General features: G+C 37.7%; 19 protein-coding genes. 10 read left to right on the forward strand and 9 right to left on the reverse strand.

The features are described 5' to 3' along the window. Positions 1-94: 94 nt before the first annotated feature. The 5 genes from ACI4WO_RS08245 to ACI4WO_RS08265 all read left to right on the forward strand — a co-directional run bounded on the left by ACI4WO_RS08245 (position 95) and on the right by ACI4WO_RS08265 (position 6,004). Entirely contained in the window at positions 95-673 is a 579-nt protein-coding gene (locus ACI4WO_RS08245; RefSeq protein ID WP_439807081.1) for an electron transport complex protein RnfA, read from the forward strand. 16 nt (positions 674-689) lie between these two features. Next, positions 690-1,487: an RnfABCDGE type electron transport complex subunit B gene (locus ACI4WO_RS08250; RefSeq protein WP_439807082.1), complete on the forward strand. Its 798-nt coding sequence runs from the start codon at positions 690-692 to the stop codon at positions 1,485-1,487. Position 1,488: 1 nt separating this feature from the next. Then, positions 1,489-2,304: a hypothetical protein gene (locus tag ACI4WO_RS08255; protein WP_439807083.1), complete on the forward strand. Its 816-nt coding sequence runs from the start codon at positions 1,489-1,491 to the stop codon at positions 2,302-2,304. Between the two features lie 80 nt (positions 2,305-2,384). Further along, positions 2,385-4,115, forward strand: coding sequence for an ABC transporter ATP-binding protein (locus tag ACI4WO_RS08260; RefSeq protein WP_439807084.1), 1,731 nt, complete (start codon positions 2,385-2,387; stop codon positions 4,113-4,115). Continuing rightward, the gene (locus ACI4WO_RS08265; RefSeq protein ID WP_439807085.1) at positions 4,115-6,004 is read left to right on the forward strand and encodes an ABC transporter ATP-binding protein; all 1,890 of its coding nucleotides are present in this window, start codon (positions 4,115-4,117) and stop codon (positions 6,002-6,004) included. Before ACI4WO_RS08260 ends, ACI4WO_RS08265 begins: the two co-directional genes overlap by 1 nt. A 75-nt stretch (positions 6,005-6,079) precedes the next feature. On the opposite strand, the gene ACI4WO_RS08270 is transcribed toward ACI4WO_RS08265, so the two are convergent. Next, positions 6,080-6,406: a helix-turn-helix domain-containing protein gene (locus ACI4WO_RS08270; protein WP_439807086.1), complete on the reverse strand. Its 327-nt coding sequence runs from the start codon at positions 6,404-6,406 to the stop codon at positions 6,080-6,082. A 158-nt stretch (positions 6,407-6,564) separates the two neighbouring features. On the opposite strand from ACI4WO_RS08270, the gene ACI4WO_RS08275 reads away from it, so the two are divergent. Continuing rightward, positions 6,565-7,119: a hypothetical protein gene (locus tag ACI4WO_RS08275; RefSeq protein ID WP_439807087.1), complete on the forward strand. Its 555-nt coding sequence runs from the start codon at positions 6,565-6,567 to the stop codon at positions 7,117-7,119. Between the two features lie 75 nt (positions 7,120-7,194). On the opposite strand, the gene ACI4WO_RS08280 is transcribed toward ACI4WO_RS08275, so the two are convergent. The 7 genes from ACI4WO_RS08280 to ACI4WO_RS08310 all read right to left on the reverse strand — a co-directional run bounded on the left by ACI4WO_RS08280 (position 7,195) and on the right by ACI4WO_RS08310 (position 15,099). Next, the gene (locus tag ACI4WO_RS08280) at positions 7,195-9,252 is read right to left on the reverse strand and encodes an elongation factor G (RefSeq protein ID WP_439807088.1); all 2,058 of its coding nucleotides are present in this window, start codon (positions 9,250-9,252) and stop codon (positions 7,195-7,197) included. Between the two features lie 152 nt (positions 9,253-9,404). Then, a complete protein-coding gene (locus tag ACI4WO_RS08285; RefSeq protein WP_439807089.1) occupies positions 9,405-9,818 on the reverse strand; it encodes a hypothetical protein in 414 nt (137 codons plus the stop codon). Positions 9,819-10,004: 186 nt separating this feature from the next. Next, positions 10,005-10,190 carry a hypothetical protein gene (locus ACI4WO_RS08290; RefSeq protein ID WP_439807090.1) on the reverse strand — a complete coding sequence of 62 codons (186 nt, stop codon included), beginning with the start codon at positions 10,188-10,190 and terminating at the stop codon, positions 10,005-10,007. A 147-nt stretch (positions 10,191-10,337) separates the two neighbouring features. Further along, positions 10,338-12,857, reverse strand: a complete 2,520-nt coding sequence (locus ACI4WO_RS08295) for a hypothetical protein (protein WP_439807091.1) — start codon at positions 12,855-12,857, stop codon at positions 10,338-10,340. A gap of 16 nt (positions 12,858-12,873) precedes the next feature. Continuing rightward, a complete protein-coding gene (gene rlmB / locus ACI4WO_RS08300; RefSeq protein ID WP_439807092.1) occupies positions 12,874-13,605 on the reverse strand; it encodes a 23S rRNA (guanosine(2251)-2'-O)-methyltransferase RlmB in 732 nt (243 codons plus the stop codon). A 136-nt stretch (positions 13,606-13,741) separates the two neighbouring features. Beyond that, positions 13,742-14,002, reverse strand: coding sequence for a hypothetical protein (locus tag ACI4WO_RS08305; RefSeq protein ID WP_439807093.1), 261 nt, complete (start codon positions 14,000-14,002; stop codon positions 13,742-13,744). Positions 14,003-14,292: 290 nt separating this feature from the next. Continuing rightward, on the reverse strand, positions 14,293-15,099 hold the full coding sequence (locus tag ACI4WO_RS08310) for a DNA-3-methyladenine glycosylase family protein (RefSeq protein ID WP_439807094.1): 807 nt from the start codon (positions 15,097-15,099) through the stop codon (positions 14,293-14,295). 120 nt (positions 15,100-15,219) lie between these two features. Between ACI4WO_RS08310 and ACI4WO_RS08315 the strand changes: the two genes are divergently transcribed. Together ACI4WO_RS08315 and fba are read left to right on the forward strand one after the other, a co-directional pair. After that, positions 15,220-16,149 carry a TPM domain-containing protein gene (locus tag ACI4WO_RS08315; RefSeq protein ID WP_439807095.1) on the forward strand — a complete coding sequence of 310 codons (930 nt, stop codon included), beginning with the start codon at positions 15,220-15,222 and terminating at the stop codon, positions 16,147-16,149. Positions 16,150-16,243: 94 nt separating this feature from the next. Beyond that, positions 16,244-17,107, forward strand: coding sequence for a class II fructose-1,6-bisphosphate aldolase (fba, locus tag ACI4WO_RS08320; protein ID WP_439807096.1), 864 nt, complete (start codon positions 16,244-16,246; stop codon positions 17,105-17,107). A 63-nt stretch (positions 17,108-17,170) separates the two neighbouring features. On the opposite strand, the gene ACI4WO_RS08325 is transcribed toward fba, so the two are convergent. Beyond that, on the reverse strand, positions 17,171-17,515 hold the full coding sequence (locus ACI4WO_RS08325) for a hypothetical protein (RefSeq protein WP_439807097.1): 345 nt from the start codon (positions 17,513-17,515) through the stop codon (positions 17,171-17,173). A 201-nt stretch (positions 17,516-17,716) separates the two neighbouring features. Here ACI4WO_RS08325 and ACI4WO_RS08330 point away from each other — a divergent pair, with 201 nt between their 5' ends. Further along, positions 17,717-20,386, forward strand: a complete 2,670-nt coding sequence (locus ACI4WO_RS08330) for a transglycosylase domain-containing protein (RefSeq protein ID WP_439807098.1) — start codon at positions 17,717-17,719, stop codon at positions 20,384-20,386. A 2-nt stretch (positions 20,387-20,388) separates the two neighbouring features. Beyond that, positions 20,389-21,504: a THUMP domain-containing class I SAM-dependent RNA methyltransferase gene (locus tag ACI4WO_RS08335; RefSeq protein ID WP_439807099.1), complete on the forward strand. Its 1,116-nt coding sequence runs from the start codon at positions 20,389-20,391 to the stop codon at positions 21,502-21,504. Positions 21,505-21,540: the final 36 nt, after the last annotated feature.

Genomic DNA, 21,540 nt, shown 5'->3' on the forward strand with positions numbered 1-21,540 from the left:
TCAACAAAATTGCCGGTAAAAAACCGCCGCAGAAAATCGGCTGTGCCGGATGCCCGAACGCCGAAAACTGTGCCGGAAGAAAGGGAGGAGAATAATGAAAAATATTTTTATTATAATGCTGTCTGCCATACTGGTTGACAACTTCGTCCTTTCAAAATTTATGGGTATCTGCCCATTCTTAGGAGTTTCTAAAAAGCTTTCCTCAAGTCTGGGTATGGGTGCAGCAGTAATATTCGTTATGACCTGTGCCACGGCTGTTACATACCCGGTTTACTCGCTCATATTAAAGCCTAACAATCTTGAATTTTTAAATACTGTAGCATTTATCCTGATTATTGCACTTTTCGTTCAGCTTGTTGAAATCATTCTCAAAAAGGTAATGCCGCCGCTTTATAATGCGCTGGGGGTTTATCTTCCGCTGATCACAACAAACTGTGCCGTACTCGGAGTTACTCTGTTGAATATTGACAATGGGTATACATTCCTTGAATCCATTGTAAACGCAGTATGCGCCGGAATAGGATTTTCTCTTGCACTTATTTTGTTTTCCGGAGTACGCTCAAAGCTTGAATATGCAGATATTCCGGAAACCTTCAAGGGTATTCCGTCAACTCTCATTGCCGCATCAATAGTGTCCTTAAGCTTTATGGCTTTCTCAGGACTTATAAGCTGAAAAAGGAGGATTTTAAATGTTTGAAACCTATTTTGTACCAATACTGATTTTTGCAGTGCTGGGACTTCTTGCCGGAATTCTCCTGACTGCGGCTTCAAAAATTTTCTATGTAAAAACCGATGAAAGAATCGAACAGATATCAGATGCTCTGCCGCAGGCAAACTGCGGAGCATGCGGCTTTGCAGGCTGTTCCGACTATGCAAACGCTATAGTTCAGAAAGGGGCACCCTCAAATCTCTGCAAACCCGGCGGAGCAGAAGTAAGCCTGAAAATCAGCGGCATACTGGGAACAGAAGCTTTGGAGATAACACCTGAAACTGCTGTTGTTCACTGTCAGGGAAACTGTGATGCCGTTAAAACAAGATTTGTATTTGACGGTATTCAGAGCTGTGCTGCCGCAAAAAGACTTTACGGCGGTTCAAAAACCTGTACATACGGCTGTCTGGGTTATGGTGACTGCGTAAATGTATGTGATGAACATGCTATAACAATTTTAAATGGCGTTGCAGAAGTTACCGGAGTATGCGGTGCATGCGGAAAATGTGTAAAAGTCTGTCCAAATAATCTTATTTCAATAAAGCCCGTTGCAAAGCATATAGATGTGAAATGTTCCTCAAAGGATAACGGAAAAATTACAAAGCAGTCATGCGCCAACGGTTGTATAGGATGTAAAATATGCGAAAAGAAATGCCTTGCAGAAGCTGTTAAAGTTGTTGACTTCCACGCTGTTATTGATTATAATAAATGTACCGGCTGCGGTACATGCTATGCGGCATGTCCTACCGGGGCAATAACAAATTGTGAGGAACCATAAAATGAAAAAAATTTTTGCTGTATTTTCTTCCTTGATTTTATGTCTTTCCCTATGTTCCTGTTCAGACGATTCAGCAGATAAGGAAGCAGTATTCAAGGATTTCAGAAACTATATTTCAGAAACTGCTCTGGATGACGATTACTATATACAGATTTCAAAAACAGCGTCAGACGCTCAGACGCTTACTGAAGCTTCCCGAATGGATGAAGACTGTGCATTTATGCAGTATGACTTTACAGGTGCTTTGAAATTCTACCGCAATGATAAATATACAGTGGTTTCTTCCGCTACTTTTTTTATACCGGAAGAAAAAGACGCTCAGTGGACTGATTTTGATTATGAGAACATGGCACAGCAGTACCGTGAAATAATTGCATCACTGTGCAGTGAGGAAATTGTGAATACTGAATCAGAAACACCGATTATAAAATCAATTGATATTTCCGATAATGACAGTAAGGAATTTCCGGAAAAATATTCTGTTCAATTTGATCCATCAGTTCTGGATACAAGAACAATTTTCAAAAGTGCCGGAAATTTCGGCTCTGTAAGCATTAAATTTCTGACAGATAAAAATCATACCAGCTTTTCTGATGTAAGCTTAAACTGTCAGTATGACTATAATGATGAAATTTATCTGGTTTCAGTAATTTACGGTACGCCGGATGAACCTGATGAGAAAGGCGAAAACGGACATCGTCCGGAAGATATTGAGGATATTTTCCAGGGATATCTTGACGATCTGGAAGAAGCATACAACAGTACAGATTATAATTATGAAGATTACCTTGATGAATATATGAATCAAAATAAATAAGTATTTATGGCAGACACATTTCCATGTCTGCCTTAATTTTAAACATCAAATAAAGCAATTGCAAGGAGGAATCAAAAAATATGATCAAAAAACTAACTCCGTTTATCGGGGAATACAAAAAGTATGTAATTTTAACTCCTGTTACAATTATCGGAGAAGTTCTCATGGAAATTCTCATTCCATTTGTAATGGGAAGGATTCTTGATGTAGGCATAAACGGAAACGGAGGAATACCCTATATACTGAAAATGGGCGGACTGATGTTCATAATGGCAGCCTTTTCACTGATGTTCGGTGCTCTCGCCGGAAAATTTGCGGCTGCTGCCGGTATGGGTTTTGCAAAAAATATAAGGCAGAAGCTGTTTGACAAAGTTCAGGATTTTTCATTCAAAAATGTTGATAAATTCAGTACTGCTTCTCTGGTCACAAGGCTGACAACCGATGTTACAAATACTCAGAACGCATTCATGATGGTTATCAGAACTGCTGTAAGAGCACCTATGCTGATGATTGGCGCGACTATTATGGCTATGCTGATAAATCTGAAACTTTCAGTGATTTTCTTTATTGCTATTCCGTTTCTGGGTATTGCTCTGTATCTTATAGGCTCACATGCACACCCGAGATTTCAACGAATGCTGAAAAAATATGACAGCATGAATGCATCAGTACAGGAAAATCTTATCGGCATACGTGTTGTAAAAGCATTTGTAAGAGAAAGGCACGAAAACAAAAAATTTGAAGCCTCAGCAGACGATGTCAGAAAGGCTCAGCTTTTTGCAGAAAAACTTGTAATTTTAAATAATCCTATAATGCAATTTACAATGTATGCAAGTATTGTTGCTATTATATGGTTTGGTGGGAACATGATCATCAAAGGAAATATGGAAACAGGTCAGCTTTCAAGCTTTATTTCATATGTAACTCAGATTCTGATGTCCCTTATGATGATTTCATTTATTTTTATTATGTGCGTTATTTCAAAAGCTTCTGTAACCCGTATTGTAGAAGTTCTTGATGAACAGTCTGATATTACTGACGGAAATAACGGAGATCCGGATGTTGAAAACGGTTCTATAATATTCAGAAATGTAAGCTTCAGTTATACTGATTCACCTGATAACTTTGCACTTGATAATATTAATCTGGAAATAAAATCCGGAGAAACTGTAGGGATAATCGGAGGGACAGGTTCTTCCAAAACATCTCTGGTTCAGCTTATTCCAAGACTTTATGATGCGTCAGCAGGAGAAGTGATTGTAGGAGGACATAATGTCCGGGAATATAAACTGGAAACTCTCAGAAATCAGGTATCTATGGTATTGCAAAACAATGTTCTTTTTTCCGGAACTATAAAGGAAAATCTCCGCTGGGGAGATAAGAATGCTTCTGATGACGAAATAATTGAAGCATGCAAATCCGCTCAGGCGCATGAATTTATTTCCTCCTTTCCGGATGGGTATGACACTGATCTGGGACAAGGCGGTGTAAATGTATCAGGCGGTCAGAAGCAAAGATTGTGTATTGCAAGAGCCTTACTGAAAAAACCTAAGATAATAATTCTTGACGACTCCACCAGCGCAGTTGATACTGCCACAGACAGTAAAATACGTCAGGCTTTCAGGGAAAAGCTTACAAATACTACTACAATTATAATAGCCCAGAGAATTTCGTCCGTCTGTGAAGCTGATAAGATTATAGTTATGGATGATGGTCATATTAATGGAATAGGAACTCATGATGAATTAATGAAAAGCAATAGTATCTACCGGGAAGTTTATATATCTCAGCAGAAAGGAAGTGAGCAGTAATGCCAAGACCTGGAAATCAGATAAAAGGTACAGCAAAGCCAAAAAATGCTTTTACAACACTTAAAAGAATTTTCAGCTACATGAAAGGGCTTGAGTTTCAGCTGGCAATAGTATTTTTCGGAATAATCATAAGTGCCGGAGCCTCTGTTGCCGGAACTTATATGCTAAGACCAATAATTGATAATTTTATTGAACCTTACATCGGTCAGAAATCTCCGGATCTTTCAAAGTTTATCACAATGCTCATAATAATGAGTATTATATATATCTGCGGTGCTCTTGCCTCATGGCTGTTCAGCAGAATGATGCTTAATATTTCTACAAAGACTCTATATAAAATACGTATAGATATGTTTAAAAAAATGGAATCACTTCCTATAAAGTATTTTGATACTCATACTCACGGGGAAATCATGAGCCGCTATACAAACGATACCGATGCCATAAGAGAAATGCTCACAAACAGTATTTCACAGTTTATATCTTCTATGATTACAGTAATAGGAATTTTTTCAATGATGCTGGTTTTAAGCTGGCAGCTTACAATTCTTGTTATTGCAATGATGGCAGTTATGATTTTTGTAATAAAAAAAATCGGCGGCAAAAGCGGTGCATATTTCAAAGAACAGCAAAAGGCTATTGGTCAGGTAAACGGATATATCGAAGAACTTATTGAAGGACAGAAGGTTGTAAAAGTTTTCTGCCACGAAAAAGAAACCAAAGATGAATTTGCTCAAATAAATGAAACTCTCAGGAAAGCATCCACAAATGCTAATACGTTTGCAAATATTCTAATGCCAGTAATGAATAATCTGTCTTATATTCACTATGCACTCACTGCTATTGCAGGAGGTGTTATAGCCGTAATGGGATTCATCTCTCTTGGTACAGCAGCAACTTTCCTGATTTACACAAGACAGTTTTCATCGCCACTGACTCAGATATCCCAGCAATTCAATGCCGTTCTGACAGCACTTGCCGGAGCTGAGCGTATATTTGACCTGATTGATGAAGAACCTGAAATTGATAATGGATATGTAACACTTGTAAATGCAAATATTGATAATAACGGAAATATCACAGAAACGCCGGAACATACCGGAATATGGGCATGGAAGCATCCTCACCATGACGGTACAACAACCTATACAAGACTTATGGGGAAGGTCACATTTGATAATGTTATATTCGGATACAATGAAAACAAAATTGTATTAAACGGTATCACGCTTTATGCAAAGCCGGGACAAAAAATTGCATTTGTAGGTTCTACAGGTGCAGGAAAAACTACTATTACAAACCTTATAAACAGGTTTTATGATGTTCCGGACGGAAAAATACGATATGACGATATCAATATAAACAAAATAAAAAAAGCTGATTTAAGACGTTCCCTTTCGATGGTGCTTCAGGATACGCATCTTTTTACAGGTACTATAATGGACAATATCCGCTACGGGTATCTTGAAGCAACAGATGAACAGGTAATAGCTGCTGCAAAGCTTGCAAATGCCCATTCATTTATAAAGCATCTTCCTGACGGATATAATACTGTAATCACAGGAGACGGAGGAAATTTAAGTCAGGGACAGCGTCAGCTGCTTGCCATTGCAAGAGCCGCAGTAGCCGATCCGCCGGTACTGATTCTTGATGAAGCCACAAGCTCTATTGACACCAGAACCGAAGCACTTATAGAAAAAGGCATGGATCGTCTTATGGAAGGAAGAACAGTTTTTGTTATCGCTCACAGACTTTCAACTGTCAGAAATTCTCATGCTATAATGGTTATGGAAAACGGAAGAATAATTGAAAGAGGTAATCATGACGAGCTTATAGCAGCAAAGGGCCGTTATTACAGTCTGTATACTGGAATGTTTGAGCTAAGCTAAAAAGATGATTAAAAAATCACCCTGTTCTTCACTGAACAGGGTTGGAAAGACTGAAAGGGACTGGTAACAGTCCCTTTATTTTTGCTTTTCTAACATTTCAAGCATACGCTCCTCAATACGAGATTTATTTTCTGATGTTAATCGATTATACAGTGCTAGAAAATATGAAGAATCCTTTGGTAATTCATTGAAATTATATTTTTTATTTGTCCTTCCAGCGATATAATCAAGAGAAACATTATAATATTCGGCAAGCTTTAAGGCTTTTTCAAAGGGAATATCAGTTTCACCTCTCTCATATTTACCATAATGATTAATTGATACACCAATTATATCTGCCACATCTTTCTGAGTCAAATCAGCATCCTCTTTTAAATCCTTCAATCTTTGGTAAAAAGCCATTATTTTATACTCCTCATTTTGTTTATTATAACAAAATTCTATCATATAGATTGGATTTATGTTGACATTCAATTCTATAAATGGTATTATATACAAGTAATCCATTCTATATGATGGAAAGATGTAATAAAATATTTATAAACGGAGGAATTAGAGAAATGAAAAAAATATCAAGATGGTTATTGCTTTTTATTATGGTTTTTAATTTGACAGGTTGTTCCGGTACATCCAGCGATACCACTCCTATAAAAATCACTGATTTAGACATATCCATTGAAGAAGAGATTAACGATGGTGACAGAGAGATGATGTGCTGGTTTACAAATGATTCCAAGTACACCATAACATATTTACAAATACGAATGAAATTAAAAGACGGCATCACAAAAGCTGATCTTGAAAAATATGATTATGATGAAGATTACCCGGAGGATTGGGATGTAGATTATGTATTTATGGATGCTGAATTCGGGGACGACGATGCATACGAAGACGGAGATGAAGATGTCGTTTTAGTAAAACCCGGAGAAACCTCTGGAAAAGAGGGACTGCGCAGAAATAATATATATTATGTCAGGGATATAACCGAATATGAAAATATGGAACCGGACATTATGACAATACAGTATCTGGATAAAGACGATAACGAACATAGAATTTATTATAATTATAAAACTCAAAAATATAACGAAGAATCTAATGAAGATGATTAAAAAATTACCCTGTTCTTTACTGAGCAGGGTGGACAAACTAAAAAGGGAAGTCGTTCAGACTTCCCTTTTGTTATATTATTCACCGGCATTTGCCGCAATTACTTCAGTCAGAAGATTTGCCGGAAGCTGTTCATATCTCAGAAAATCAAATACAAAGCTTCCCATACCTCTTGTGACCTGTCTTAAATACATAGTAAAGCTGTGCATTTCTCTCATCGGAACTTCTGCTGAAATTTCCGTCATTCCGTCCTCCGTCGGTTCCATGCCGAGGACTCTTCCCCTTCTCTTATTCAGGTCACCCATAACATCTCCGGTATTTTCATCAGGAACAGTAACCTTAAGACTTCCGATAGGTTCCAGCATTACCGGATCAGCCTGCTTAAGACCCTCCTTATATGCCAGAGAAGCAGCAGTTTTGAATGCCATTTCTGAGGAATCAACAGGATGATATGAACCGTCAACAAGAATTGCTTTCAGACCAACCACCGGACAGCCTGCCAGTACGCCTTTCTTTACTGCTTCCTGCAATCCCTTTTCTACAGCCGGGAAATAATTTCTCGGTACTGCTCCGCCAAACACCTTTTCCTCAAATACCAGCGAATCACTTACGCATGGTTCAAATTCAATCCATACATGACCGTACTGTCCGTGTCCGCCGGTTTGTTTTTTATACTTGCCTTCTGCCTTGACCTTTTTGCGTATAGTTTCCTTATACGCAATTTTCGGTTCTTTAAGACTTATATCAACGCCGAATTTATTTTTCAGTCTTGCCGCAGTTACTTCAAGATGCTGCTCGCCCAGACCGCTTAAAATCTGTTCCTTAGTTCCCTCGTTCTGTTCGTATTTAAGTGTTTTGTCCTCGTCTAAAATACGCTGTATTCCGGAAGAGATCTTGCTTTCGTCACCCTGACCGGTGCAGACTGCCATAGAGTAACAAGGAACAGGAAAATCAATTTTTTCAAATGTTACTTTTCTTGCCGGGTCACATAAAGTATCTGAAGTAGACGCATTTATTTTAACAGCTACCACAATATCTCCGGCTTCTGCCTGAGAAGTTTCAGTCTGCTGCCTGCCCGACATAAAATAAAGCTTTCCGATTTTTTCATTTTCCCCTGTAGAAGAATTGAAAACAGCAGAATCTGATTTTAAAACGCCTGATATCACCTTAATATAAGACATTTTTCCGGCAAACGGATCAACAACTGTTTTGAATACAAAAGCTGACAGCGGCTGTTTTGGACTGCATTCAATTTTAACGAAATCATCATTGCACAAAGCTTCAGCCGGTTCAGCTTCATCTGCTGAAGGTACAAGAAGATTAATTTCCTTTAACAGCATGTCAATTCCGGCAAGATCCTCAGAAGAAACGCAGACTACAGGAGTAATAACCCCCTTATTCATTCCGTTATGTATACCGTCAATAAGCTCCTTCTGAGTAAACGGTTCACCCTCAAAGAACTTCTCCATAAGAGCTTCATCCGTCTCAGCAACCGCTTCGCTTACAGCTTCTCTAAGACCGTCGATACGATAAATCATTTTTTCAGTCTTTTCTGCTTCCGGCAAATCGGTTTCCACAGTATTTCCGTTTGCATCATATTTGTAAGCCTTCATTTCTATAAGATTTACATATGAAACAATTTTTTCATTTTCAATTACCGGTACAACAACCGGGCATACAGTAGGACCAAAAACTGTTTTCAATTCGGTAAGAACATTATAAAAGTTTGCATTTTCATCGTCTATTTTTGTAATTACAAACATTTTTGATTTTTTATATTTAACAGCTTCCCGATATGCTTTTTTGGTACCGACTTTTACACCGGATTTAGCTGATACTGTTATCATAACTGTATCAGAAGCACATATACCCTCAATCATTTCACCAGCAAAGTCAAAAATCCCGGGAGTATCAATAATATTAACTTTATTATCCTCATAATCGAAGGAAGCAAGAGTGCTGTTTATAGAAATTTTTCTTTTAATTTCCTCAGGATCAAAATCCAATAATGCTGTTCCGTCAGCAGACTTTCCGAGCTTTTCAGTAGCCTTTGCCTTAAAGAGCAAACCTTCAGCAAGAGCTGTTTTTCCTGAACCGTTGTGTCCTGCAAGTGCTATGTTTTTTATACGTTTCATAATCGTGTATCTCCTTTTATCAAATTATACAATAACACATTTAATATTATACTCTGTTTTATTTATTTTTTCAACCATTCAGGAAATATTCTACACATATTATTAAATACGTTTGTATTTTTTGTGTATATTCAACAATGGATGCCATAGTTTTATTTCAAATTTTTATAAAAATCCAGATTTTTCAAAGTATTTTTAATATCTATAGTTTTTATAAACCATATTATACCTACAATTAATCCGGGAATCAGCATAAAAAGCAACTCAATCAACGGTCCAAATATTTCCCACATCTGCGGTATCAAAAGAAAAATTGTAATTAAACACATCAATATAAATATATCAATGACAATAATAAATTCTATCACAAACACTGCATAAGAAATTATAAAAGCAGCCATTCCAACAATCAGCAAATCTGAAATATTTTGAAAATCATCCTTTTTTGCCTTTACCATTGCCGCAAAGCTTAGAATGCACAGCAAAAGCAATGCCAGAAAAACAGCTATTACAGAAAAAATCCACACTATAACTCCGATTTTACCGCCGAAAAAAGTTTCTGTCATTTGTGAGATTATCTCTTGATATAAATCATCGAAATTTATAATATTAATTAACACTTTATATGAAAATATAAAGTTCACCAAAAAAGCAGTCAGACTAATTATAAACAGATGCTTTGTTTGTTTTTTAATCTTTGATTTATATAGTTCATATTTTTCTTTCTCGTCCATGTTTACCCCCTCATAGTATTATTTTTTAGTCAACACCTTAACAGCGTTTTTTACTGACTGAATAAGATGCTTAAAAGAATTAATTAATACAATTACAATGAAGGCAGCACCTATTACAGCTATCCCGATACTATCTGAATTGAAAGCAATACTAATCAGTATAACTCCTATAAACGCAAGTACAATTGTCAAAATTTTTTTCATTATTTATCACCCAAATCCGATAATTTATACACATATTTTTACTGTTATTATAACACTGTTCATAAGAAAAGTCCAGCCAGATACCATAGATATCATTGCAAACTAAGTAAACTAAAACTCCGGATTAAAAATAACCCGGAGTTCAATTTATATTTTTCTTATTTTAACTGCCAGCACGGTAATAATGGTACATATAGCATTATATGCCAGAACCATAGAAGCTGAAAGCTCAGAAACAGCCCCCATAATACAGTTTAATACAACAATTATAATTCCCAGCAAAACAGACGCTGACTGAATTGCCACACCAGCCGCAACAGTTTTTCGTATAGATTTTGTACCCATAATAAGCTGAACAAAAGAAGTAAATTTCCCTGAACACGCCATTGAAGCACTGATTTTTTTAACCTTTCTGGTTTCCTCATTAAAATCCTTTACCATTCTCTGAGGAATAATTTTCAAAAGCTCGTCCGAAAAATTAAATAATGCTGAAAGCCGGTTTATAGTAATAAAAGGATCAACACTTTTAATTATAACAGCAATATCCTTTTTCTCAAGCTGTTTCATACACTTTTTTACTGCCGTACTTGCAGAAACTTCGATTATAAACATTGCCGCAAGATTTCCTGAAACGGAAAGATAAAGAGCATCACGGTTTCCTTCAGTAAACTCACTTTCCTTTGTTTTTGTCGGAATCCCCTCAATATTATGACTGTTCATAAGTTCACGGTTGCCCAGAAGAATTCTTCTGTTGTTGATCCATCCGCAAAGTCCCATAGAATCTTCATACACAAAATTTTCAACTTTGTTCAGTAATTTGTTTTTATCGGCAATGATGTCACAGAACAATTCTTTTAAAATACTGTTTCCATGAGAAGCAAGGCTTGCCGCTTCAATCAATGCCTCATCAATTTTTGTTCCGGAAAAGAGCTTGATAGAACAAAGATTTATAGTACCTGTCGGGAAAAGCGTACTGGCATCAATCATTACGGAATTGGTATCATAATAATCGTCAACACTCTGATACCCCAGCATAACGCCATGATTTCTCACATATTTTTTTGCTGCCTTTTCAAGCGGAATATTAGCTATAAGCGGTATTGCTATACAAGAACATGCGCACACACAAAGAGTAAAAACAAAAAATCCGAAGCATACCGATTCCAAACTTAATGTTCTCATTTTCCAGAACGTCATAGCTACGGAAAACAACAGTGAAAATATAAAAACGGCTGGTGCAGTAAAGCGGCTGTATTTATCCCCGGTATCAACAGAATATGTATACTTTGCAAAGTCCTTTATAAAATTTGTCTTTTTCATGGTAACAAGTATCGGGAAATCTCCGATAGTACCTCTTGTAAGGCTTTCCGCACGGTCATCGTTTTCAACGCATACAATAGCATGTCTGTTGAAATCCTTTGAAATAAAATCAAAATTCAGTGCAGCCCTGTTTAATATCAGCCGTTTTCCTATGGCATTTATCAAAAGACTCGCAACAGCTACAGGAACATAAATAAATACTTTTTTGCTCTGAAGCATCTGAGGTGCCTGAGTAATCACAGCAGCAGAAACTGCTGAGGCAATTGTCGTAAGTGCCGCAAAGCTGTCGCTGTCTGCACGGAATGTCAGAAGACTTATAACACCGTTTTTCACAGTACCAAAAGAAACCGCTGCTGAAAGCAGAAGAATAATAAGCTGTACCCATGAATAAATTTCAGGTGAATGATTTATGCTCAGCATATCCGGAACAGGAAGTTTAAGTCCCTCTGCAACTGCAAGATATATGCTTACCACTGCCATAACAGTTAAAACTATTATTCTGAAAGAAATATTGCTTCTTATATCAGCAATATCATGTTTTATTTCTCTTGCATTTTCAAAACTGTCATAATCCTTTATAGACTGATTTTTGTTATAGGCTTTATTTTTTCTTTTTTTCTTTTTATCACTTTTATTTTCCTCAAAAATGCTGTCATCAGCACTATTATCCGCAATTTTTACGTCAAGCTCCTCCGGATCAATTTCGCTGGAAAGCTCAACCATATCGTTTTTATTTTCTTCCTCCGGATTTTTATTTTCCTCTTCACGTTTTACTACAAATTTACGCTTTTTCTTTTCCGGTCGGGTATAAATACCGTCCGGAGATTCAATAGGATATGTAAATTCCGGCTGATTTTTTTTCTTTTTCTTTCTGCGCTTTGCACGCATTTCCTTGGCTCTCGTAGAATTGCTCATCTTCCGGACTTTCGGAACATATTCCTCGTCTGACGACTGTCTTGTAACTACTGCGCCGTCATATCCGTCAATGGCATCTGTCGGTCTTGGCGGAAGATCTGCTTTGTTTGCCGAGACCTCTTTTACTGAATTTATGTATGACACGTTTGGTCTGTTTATATCCGATACAGCAAATTTGCTGTACTGATGGCTTGGCGCCGGTCTTTTCTCTGTCTCACTTTCAGCTGCTTTTAATTCTTTTCTGTCATATGCAATTGTAATATCTGCATTTTTCACACTCTCCGGAATTTTAATAAATCCGGTATCCTGATAAGAGCTTCCGGATGAGCCTGAAGCAGATGAAGCAACCTTAGTTTTATTTTTAGCCGAATATTCTTTTGACTTTCCGGAATATTCATTTAATATATCATCAAGATTATAATCTTTAGGCATCTATATCAATCTCCAGTTATTTCTTTGTTCTTTGTCTTACAGCTTCATACATAAAAATCCCTGCTGCTACGGAAGCATTCAAAGATGTTATTTTTCCGTACATAGGAAGTTTAAGCAGAAAGTCACATTTTTCTTTAATAAGTCTGCCCATACCAAACCCTTCAGAGCCTATTACAAGGGCAATGCTTCCTCTCAGGTCGGTATCGTCATAATTTTCACCGGAAGCATCCGTTCCGTAAATCCAAACTCCATTTTCCTTAAGCTTGTCTATAGCTGCCGCAAGATTGGAAACTCTTGCTACCGGCAGCCAGCTGGCTGCTCCGGCAGAAGTTTTATGTACAGTAGCATTAAGAGAAGCACTGCGTCTTTTAGGTATAATAATTCCGTCTGCCCCGGCAGCTTCGGCAGTTCTTATAATTGCTCCCAGATTATGGGGATCTTCAATTTCATCACATATTATTATAAAGGGTTCCGTACCTTTTTTGCGTGACACTTCCAGAATATCCTCAACAGACGCATATTCTGCACAGGCAACCGAAGCTGCAACTCCCTGATGAGCCGCACCGTCCGTAAGCTGATCAAGTCTTCCTGAGGTAACGTCCTTTACAACCGCACCTGACTTTTTGGCTTCAGCCCGTATCTTTCCCAGAGAGCCTCCCTGACCGCTTAAGAATACTGTATCTATTTCTGCACCTGATTTAAGTGCTTCAAGAACGGGATTTCTCCCATATATTATATTATCATTCATTTTCATACTTCCAATATTTTAAATTCACAGCAAAAATCTTATATTTTTACAAATTGTTTACAAGTATTAATTATAACATTATTACAAAAAAATTACAAGAGAATTTTATATAATATTTTGTAATATAAAGCGGAAATTAAAAAATTGCTGTAAAAATAAAATACCCGCTTACCGACAAAATGGAAACGATTGCCGCACCCATCACAAAACCTTTCAGCCAAACGGCGTACCTAGGCGGTTTAGGACTCATACTGCGGATCAGGTCATCAGCTTCACGTCTGATAAGCTTTTCCGGTGCGCTGCCCATATTAGGCTTTAAATACAGCACAGCCTTTTCAAAATAAATACTTTGCGGATTGTTTATTTCCAATACTTTTTTATTAACACCCTTTATCATTTTGCCCTCCGAAAACAGATTTCAGAATAATTATTAACGATTTTTCAATAAATATACATTCTGTAATAGCTTTTCGTTTAAAAAACTGTTGAAAACTCTGTGGAAAGGGTGGAAAACTCCTTGAAAAGCTGTTGAAAAGTCTGTGGAAAAAGTGGAAAACTCCGTAAAATCCCATTTTACAGATTGTTGAAAACCAATATTACTCTCTGTAATACTAAAATGTAACTTGTTTTTAACTATTTTGTAACATTTTAACATTTCCCAACATAATATATCCTTTTTGTTTTCTTTTATTTTTCCATATTTCTGATATAATGAAACAGATACTGCTGTGCTATCCCCTCATTTCCGGCAGCACATTCAGGCAGTCCGCCAGGATAATATTCTGCCATAACTCTCTTTATCCATACATCAACCGGAAAAGCTTCTGCACGATGCATTCCAAAAAGCAAAACGCATTCCGCCACCTTAGGACCTACTCCTTTAACAGTCATAAGAGCTTTCCTTGCTTCTTCAATAGGCATTTCTTTAATTTTATCAAGCTCAATTTCTCCGGACGCAGTTTTCTGTGCCGCATCAATAAGATATTTAGCCCGGAAACCAGACCTGAGATATCCTAAAGAATCAACGGTTTCCTGTGCCATTTCAGCAGCAGACGGAAAATGTCCGTAATGATCACACAGTCTTGCGATAATGCCTTTTATCCTCGGAATATTATTATTCTGAGAAATTATAAATGAGCAAAGACATTCCCAGCTGTTCTGCTTTAAAAGTCTTATTCCTCCGGCAAATTCACACGCTTTTTTTAATGTTTCATCCTGTGAAAGTATTCCCTTTATTTTTCCATAATCAGTTTCAAGATCAAAATAATCCTTCCAGATATTTAAAAAATCCTTTTCTGACGTATTGTGAAAAATAAATTTTCCTTTATCCTGAGAAATTTCCAGCGGTCTGTCAAGAAAAAAACCACTGTATGTACATTCATATTCCGATGGAAGCCTCTCCCACCGGAATGCCTGACCGCAGTCAAGTGTTTCATCAAGGTCGAAATCCGGCTGTATAAGTTCAATATTATTATTTATTGCTTTATATTCCATTTTTATTCCTCCTGTATCCTATTATATAACAGCTTTATTTCATTTACAAGTATCACCGGTTGACATTTTTCCCATAACATTATATAATCATTAAAAAGACTAAGCGAAACGGAGTAAAATATGAAAAAGTTTACTTTTATTGCAGTCCTCTGCTGCTTTGCAGCACTGTTTTCAGGCTGTGAGGATATAAAGGAATCAAATAAGGAACCGGCGGAATCATCAGCAGCTGAAACTGTTGAAAATACTGATGACATCGAATCTTCTGAGGAATTAAGCTCCCGTGACAGGGAAATTAATACAGAAACTGATTTTGTTTTTGATGATGCAGGAATTTTAAATGACTCTGAATGGGATCAGCTTAATACATATACAGCATGGATATCAAAAACCTTCAAAATAAATGCTGCTGTGGTAACATCAGATGATATCGGAGACAAAAAGCCGGAGGAATATGCCGAAGAATATTACAATGAACTTTACAGCGGAGACGGATTTCTGTTTCTGTTAAATAATGATACGGGAAATGATTATTTTTACCGCAAGGGAGTTCCCTCCATGTTCATAACCGGAGGAGATATTGAAATGCTTTTCGCTGAAATCTCCCCCTGGCTTGTAACAGGAGAATACTTCGATTCAATAGAACATGTACTTGAAACGGCAGAGCTTAAGCTCCCGGAATATTTAACTGACCGCAGTCATATTCTTGAAAAGGAAGATATAAAAAATATAAATGACAAAATAAAAGATGCCGCCGGAGAAAACAGTCTTAACCTGTTTTTAACCTCAGATACCGGAGAAAAATCAATTGAAGACTATGCAAAGGAAAATTTCAATAATTATTATGATAAAAATTCAGACAGTGCGATGCTTGCTGTAAATACTTCAGACGGCAGCAGCTATATCTGTGCTTCCGGCAGTCTTGAACATATAAGGGATAAGCAGGAAGATATTCAAAAAGACATAAAAGACTGCCTTAAAACCGATGAAAATGGAGAAGAATACTTCGATTGTTCACAAGCTGCAGACTGTTTTATCAGTCTTATTGAATAAAATCAGATTTTTTTCACTTTTTCCATTGCTTTTTTTCGGGTTATGAGTTATAATATCTATATTGATATTTAAAAAATGTTCAGGAGGACGTAAAATGTTAGTATCAGCTAAAGAAATGCTTAATAAGGCAAGAGAAGGCAAATATGCAGTAGGTCAGTTCAATATCAACAACCTTGAATGGACAAAGGCTATTCTTCTTACAGCTCAGGAAAATAATTCACCTGTTATCCTCGGTGTATCCGAAGGTGCCGGAAAATATATGTGCGGCTATAAGACAGTTGTAGGCATGGTTAATGGCATGCTCGAAGAACTGAACATCACTGTTCCTGTTGCTCTTCATCTTGACCATGGTTCATTTGAAGGTGCTAAGGCATGCATCAATGCAGGTTTCTCTTCAATCATGTTTGACGGTTCACATTATGCAATTGAAGAAAATATTGCAAAGACAACTGAACTCGTTAATGCATGCAATGTTCTTGGTCTTTCACTGGAAGCTGAAGTTGGTTCAATCGGCGGTGAAGAAGACGGTGTTATCGGTGCGGGCGAATGTGCTGATCCTGATGAGTGCAAGGCTATTGCAGATTTAGGCGTTACAATGCTTGCAGCAGGTATCGGAAACATTCACGGCAAGTATCCTGAAAACTGGGCAGGTCTTTCATTTGAAACACTTGCAGCAGTAAAGGAAAAGGTCGGCGATATGCCTTTAGTTCTTCACGGCGGTACAGGTATTCCGGAAGACATGATCAAGAAGGCTATTTCACTGGGCGTTGCTAAAATCAACGTTAACACAGAATGCCAGCTTTCATTTGCAGATGCAACAAGAAAGTACATCGAAGCTGGCAAGGATCAGCAGGGCAAGGGCTTTGACCCAAGAAAGCTTCTGGCTCCGGGATTTGAAGCAATCAAGGCTACTGTAAAGGGAAAGATGGAACTGTTCGGTTCTGTTGGCAAGGCTTAATTTTAAAATCTGCTAATTTTAAAATAATTAACGCTCGTCTTTTAAAGACGGGCGTTTTTTATATCATGACGTATAATCCTCTATGAGAATATTAAGAGTTTTTTCATCTTCTGCATAAATCCCTTCTGCCAGCAGTTCCCTGTCATAATCTGACATCACGTTCACTGATACTCCCAGCTTTTTGAAAGGTGTTTCACTTTCTCCCCGGAAAACTGCCAGTTCGCCGTTATATTCCTTCAGGTAATACCCTATTGCCGCAGGCTGAGTTTCAGTAATAAAGCTTTCCTGTGCAAGCTTCTCCGCTCTGTTTTTCTGTCCCTTTACTGTATTTGCAACAGTGATAATTATGATAAGCATAGAAATTGCCATGCCAGACAGCAATGTTGCTATTGTAACTCTTTTATTCATTTTATTTCTCCTTACAGAAATTCATTAGTTTTCCATATTATTGACTAATTTTTTGAAAATATTCCATCTATTTTTTTAAAAAACTACTTAACACATCGCATAAAATGTGTTATAATAATAAAGTATGAATGTTCGCATTATACATATTTGAATTTATCAAAAGGAGACTAAAATTACAAAACTTAATTGAGGTAATACAAGATGACAGATAACAAAAATAACAGACGGGGAACCCCGAAGGACAGAGATAACAGAGACAATAAACCACGTACATCCTCAGGAAACACGGGTACTTCGGCTCAAAAACGTCAGAACCGTTCACCGTATGCGGCATATACCGGTAAACCACGAAATCAGACAGGTAAGTCCGGTTCGGTCTATGCCTCACATAAAAGCAGTACGGATACTTCCGGAAATATGCGCAAACGCCCAAATGAGCATACAGCAGGTACAGCCCATATTAAAAATTCCGGAACGACTGCAAAAAAAGTACCGCGAAAAACAAATGGTCCACGCAAAAAGAAAAATCCAAAGCTTGAGCTTGTGAAAAAAATCTTTGCTGTTTTAGGTACTACTTTGCTTTCCATATTCCTTGTGGTTGTTATCACCGGAACAATTGTTGCTACCGCAATGACTGTTTACGTTCTGGAATTTATGGACGAATCCACAGATGTTACGATTAAAGAGCTGGAAAACAGTGCCAACACAATTGTTTATGCCCAGGATGGTGATGATCTGATCCAGCTTTATGCAGTAAAAAATGACGTTCAGCGTGTTCCGGTTGACATTGAGGAAATTCCTCAGCATGTCCGGGATGCCTTCGTAAGCATTGAAGACGAACGTTTTTATTCCCATGAAGGTGTTGACTATAAACGTACATTTGCCGCCTTTGCAAACATGTTTATGCATATATATGATACCCAGCAGGGCGGTTCTACAATCACTCAGCAGCTTATTAAAAACCTTACGGGTGATGACGATCCGAGTCCTTCAAGAAAAATCAGAGAAATTTTCAGAGCTATGCAGCTTGAGAAAAAATACTCAAAGGATGAGATCCTTGAAAATTATCTGAACTATATCGGATTCGGCGGTCCTACAAACGGTATTCAGCTGGCGTCAATAAAATATTTCGGAAAAGATGTATCGGAACTTTCTATTGCTGAAGCCGCATGTCTTGCGGCAATTCCCAAAAGTCCGGAAACCCTTAACCCCTTCGCAGGCTATGAGGATGAAGACGGAAAATGGATAAATACCGGCAAGGAAGCAAACAGAGAACGTCAGGAAAATGTTCTGGCACATATGTATTCAAACGGCGTCATTTCCTATGACCAGTATCAGGATGCATTAAATGAAAAGCTTGTATTTACTGATTCTGATGAATATAAGGAAGCTCATCCGGAATCTGAAGCGGAATCCCTTATGGATGAACAGAAAGCTACATCATGGGTAGTTGATACTGCTTTGAGAGAATATGCCGCAGTCTTAATGGATCAGTATGGTATTGATGAAAGCGAAGCTATAAAAAGAATTAACAACGGCGGATATCAGATTTATACCACTATTGACTGGGATATGCAGCAGTATGTTGAAGAAAAATACAGCGACCTTAACAATCTGATGGATGCTGATTCAAACAGTACATGGGTGGATGAAGATGATGACGGAGAATATGAACAGATTTTTCCGCAGTCTGCATTCATTGCAATGGATTATGACGGTAACATATTAAGTATTGTAGGCGGCGTAGGAGAAAAAACTGAATCGCTGGCGTTCAACCGTGCAACAATGGCAAAACGACAGCCCGGTTCCTGTATAAAGCCTATCACCACCTATGGACTTGCACTTTACAGTGATCATATCCACTGGGGAAGTATATACAAAGACTCTCCTATTAAAATTGACGGAGACGAATGGCCGGAAAACTATGACTATATCTGGCGCAGGTCAAATATGTTTATTTACGAGGCACTGAGACAATCCAGAAATACTGTCCCGGCACAGCTTTGTCAGGAACTTACTCCCCAGACAGTATTCAACTTTGCAACTCAGAATCTGAATGTTGACCTTGTTGATGCTACAGATACAGGAGCTACGGATATTGCATACGCTCCTCTTACTATCGGAGCTCTGACTTACGGTATTTCACCGCAGAATCTTGTAAATGCATATATGCCTTACGGAAACGGCGGTACTTACTGCAGCTCTCATATAATCAGCAAGGTTGAAAAGGGTGATGGCTCGGTAGTTTATGAAAATGATGGAAATCCTCATGAAGCTGTAGATCCTGAAACAGCATGCGTTATGAATCATCTCCTTCAGGAGGTTGTTAAAAATGGTACCGGTACAGCAGCACAGCTTTCAAACAAAACTGTTGCCGGAAAAACTGGTACATCTGAAGACTGGAACGACCTTTGCTTCGTCGGTCTGACTGAGGATTTCGTAAGCGGAGTATGGATAGGCTATGATACAAAAAACGAACTTAATCATGGACTTTCCTCAGCTGGCGTATGGTACAATATTATCGGAGAATACGCTGACAGTATTGAATCTGACAACAGTTTCCCTGAATGTGATACAGTAATTTCTGCTCCTATGTGTTCCTCAACAGGACTTATTGCTGAATCATATTGTCCTAAGGGAATCACCGGATACTGGAAATCCAGCAACGCTCCACACTGTACGAATCATTCATCTGCAGCTAAAAAAGAGGAAGAAACTGAAAAGGAAAAAGAAGAGGAAGAAAGCAGTTCAGAAGCAGAATCATCTGAATCTTCAGAATCATCTGAAGAAGCAAACAGCGAACAGGAAGCACCCGCTGACAACAACAGCAGTGAAGACGCTGCACCAGAGTCACAACAGCAAGGAGAATAAACTTGAATAGCAAACTTAAAATAACATGCCCATGCCATTTCGGACTGGAAAGCGTTTTAAAATTTGAAGCAGTAAAAATAGGCGGCGAAAATATTACAGTAAAAGACGGACGTGTAAGCTTTGAAGGCGGATATGATATGGTTGCAAGAGCGAATATCTGTCTTCAGACCGCTGAACGTGTTCTTATTGAACTTGCAGAATTTCATGCTGAAACTTTTGAAGAACTTTTTCAAGGGGTAAAAAAAATTCCCCTTGAAAACTTCATAGGAATTAAAGATGCTTTCCCTGTTAAGGGACACTCACTTAATTCAGAACTTCACAGTATTCCGGACTGTCAGTCCATTATAAAAAAAGCCGCTGTAGAGCGTCTTAAGGAAAAATATCATACCGGATGGTTTGAAGAAACCGGCGCTGTCCACCAGATCCAGTTCACCATACTTAAAAACAATGTTAATATTTATCTTGATACTTCTGGTGTTGGTCTGCATAAAAGAGGCTACAGAAAGAATTCCAATGCAGCTCCAATAAAAGAAACTCTTGCTGCCGGAATTATTGATCTTGCACGAGTCAGAAGTTCAAGTATTGTATGCGATCCGTTTTGCGGAAGCGGAACATTTCTGATTGAATCAGCTTTAAAAGCTCTTAATATTCCTCCTTGCATCAACAGAAAATTTGCTGCTGAAAAATGGGACTGCATCAGTCCTGAAATCTGGCGTGAGGAAAGAAAGCGTGCTATCAGTCTTGTAAATAAAAATGCGGAATTTAAAGCATTCGGATTCGATATTGATGAGGAATCTGTAAAACTTTCTATCGACAACTCCGCAAAGGCAGGGGTTAAATCACGTATCACCGTTGAGCAGGCGGATATTTCAAATTACAAGCCAATGAACGCAATAACAATATGCAATCCTCCATACGGTGAAAGAATGCTTGAAATTAAAGAAGCCGAACAGCTATATGAAATTATGGGACAGGTTTTTCATCCTGACAGCAGTAATCCTTGTTATATAATTTCTCCTCATGAGGAATTTGAACGATTCTTCGGAAAAAAAGCTGATAAAAAAAGGAAACTGTATAATGGTATGATTAAATGTAATCTTTATATGTACTTTAAATGAAAAAGGAAGTCAAATGACTTCCTTTTTTAATATTGT

The organism is Porcipelethomonas sp. (genome assembly GCF_051893655.1).
In the GTDB taxonomy this organism is placed as follows: Bacteria; Bacillota; Clostridia; order Oscillospirales; family Ruminococcaceae; genus Porcipelethomonas.

Coding starts and splice junctions, on each gene's coding strand:
- ACI4WO_RS08245 (WP_439807081.1), top strand. CDS start 95: ATGAAAAATATTTTTATTATAATGCTGTCTGCCATACTGGTTGACAAC.
- ACI4WO_RS08250 (WP_439807082.1), top strand. CDS start 690: ATGTTTGAAACCTATTTTGTACCAATACTGATTTTTGCAGTGCTGGGA.
- ACI4WO_RS08255 (WP_439807083.1), top strand. CDS start 1,489: ATGAAAAAAATTTTTGCTGTATTTTCTTCCTTGATTTTATGTCTTTCC.
- ACI4WO_RS08260 (WP_439807084.1), top strand. CDS start 2,385: ATGATCAAAAAACTAACTCCGTTTATCGGGGAATACAAAAAGTATGTA.
- ACI4WO_RS08265 (WP_439807085.1), top strand. CDS start 4,115: ATGCCAAGACCTGGAAATCAGATAAAAGGTACAGCAAAGCCAAAAAAT.
- ACI4WO_RS08270 (WP_439807086.1), bottom strand. CDS start 6,406: ATGGCTTTTTACCAAAGATTGAAGGATTTAAAAGAGGATGCTGATTTG.
- ACI4WO_RS08275 (WP_439807087.1), top strand. CDS start 6,565: ATGAAAAAAATATCAAGATGGTTATTGCTTTTTATTATGGTTTTTAAT.
- ACI4WO_RS08280 (WP_439807088.1), bottom strand. CDS start 9,252: ATGAAACGTATAAAAAACATAGCACTTGCAGGACACAACGGTTCAGGA.
- ACI4WO_RS08285 (WP_439807089.1), bottom strand. CDS start 9,818: ATGACAGAAACTTTTTTCGGCGGTAAAATCGGAGTTATAGTGTGGATT.
- ACI4WO_RS08290 (WP_439807090.1), bottom strand. CDS start 10,190: ATGAAAAAAATTTTGACAATTGTACTTGCGTTTATAGGAGTTATACTG.
- ACI4WO_RS08295 (WP_439807091.1), bottom strand. CDS start 12,857: ATGCCTAAAGATTATAATCTTGATGATATATTAAATGAATATTCCGGA.
- rlmB (WP_439807092.1), bottom strand. CDS start 13,605: ATGAATGATAATATAATATATGGGAGAAATCCCGTTCTTGAAGCACTT.
- ACI4WO_RS08305 (WP_439807093.1), bottom strand. CDS start 14,002: ATGATAAAGGGTGTTAATAAAAAAGTATTGGAAATAAACAATCCGCAA.
- ACI4WO_RS08310 (WP_439807094.1), bottom strand. CDS start 15,099: ATGGAATATAAAGCAATAAATAATAATATTGAACTTATACAGCCGGAT.
- ACI4WO_RS08315 (WP_439807095.1), top strand. CDS start 15,220: ATGAAAAAGTTTACTTTTATTGCAGTCCTCTGCTGCTTTGCAGCACTG.
- fba (WP_439807096.1), top strand. CDS start 16,244: ATGTTAGTATCAGCTAAAGAAATGCTTAATAAGGCAAGAGAAGGCAAA.
- ACI4WO_RS08325 (WP_439807097.1), bottom strand. CDS start 17,515: ATGAATAAAAGAGTTACAATAGCAACATTGCTGTCTGGCATGGCAATT.
- ACI4WO_RS08330 (WP_439807098.1), top strand. CDS start 17,717: ATGACAGATAACAAAAATAACAGACGGGGAACCCCGAAGGACAGAGAT.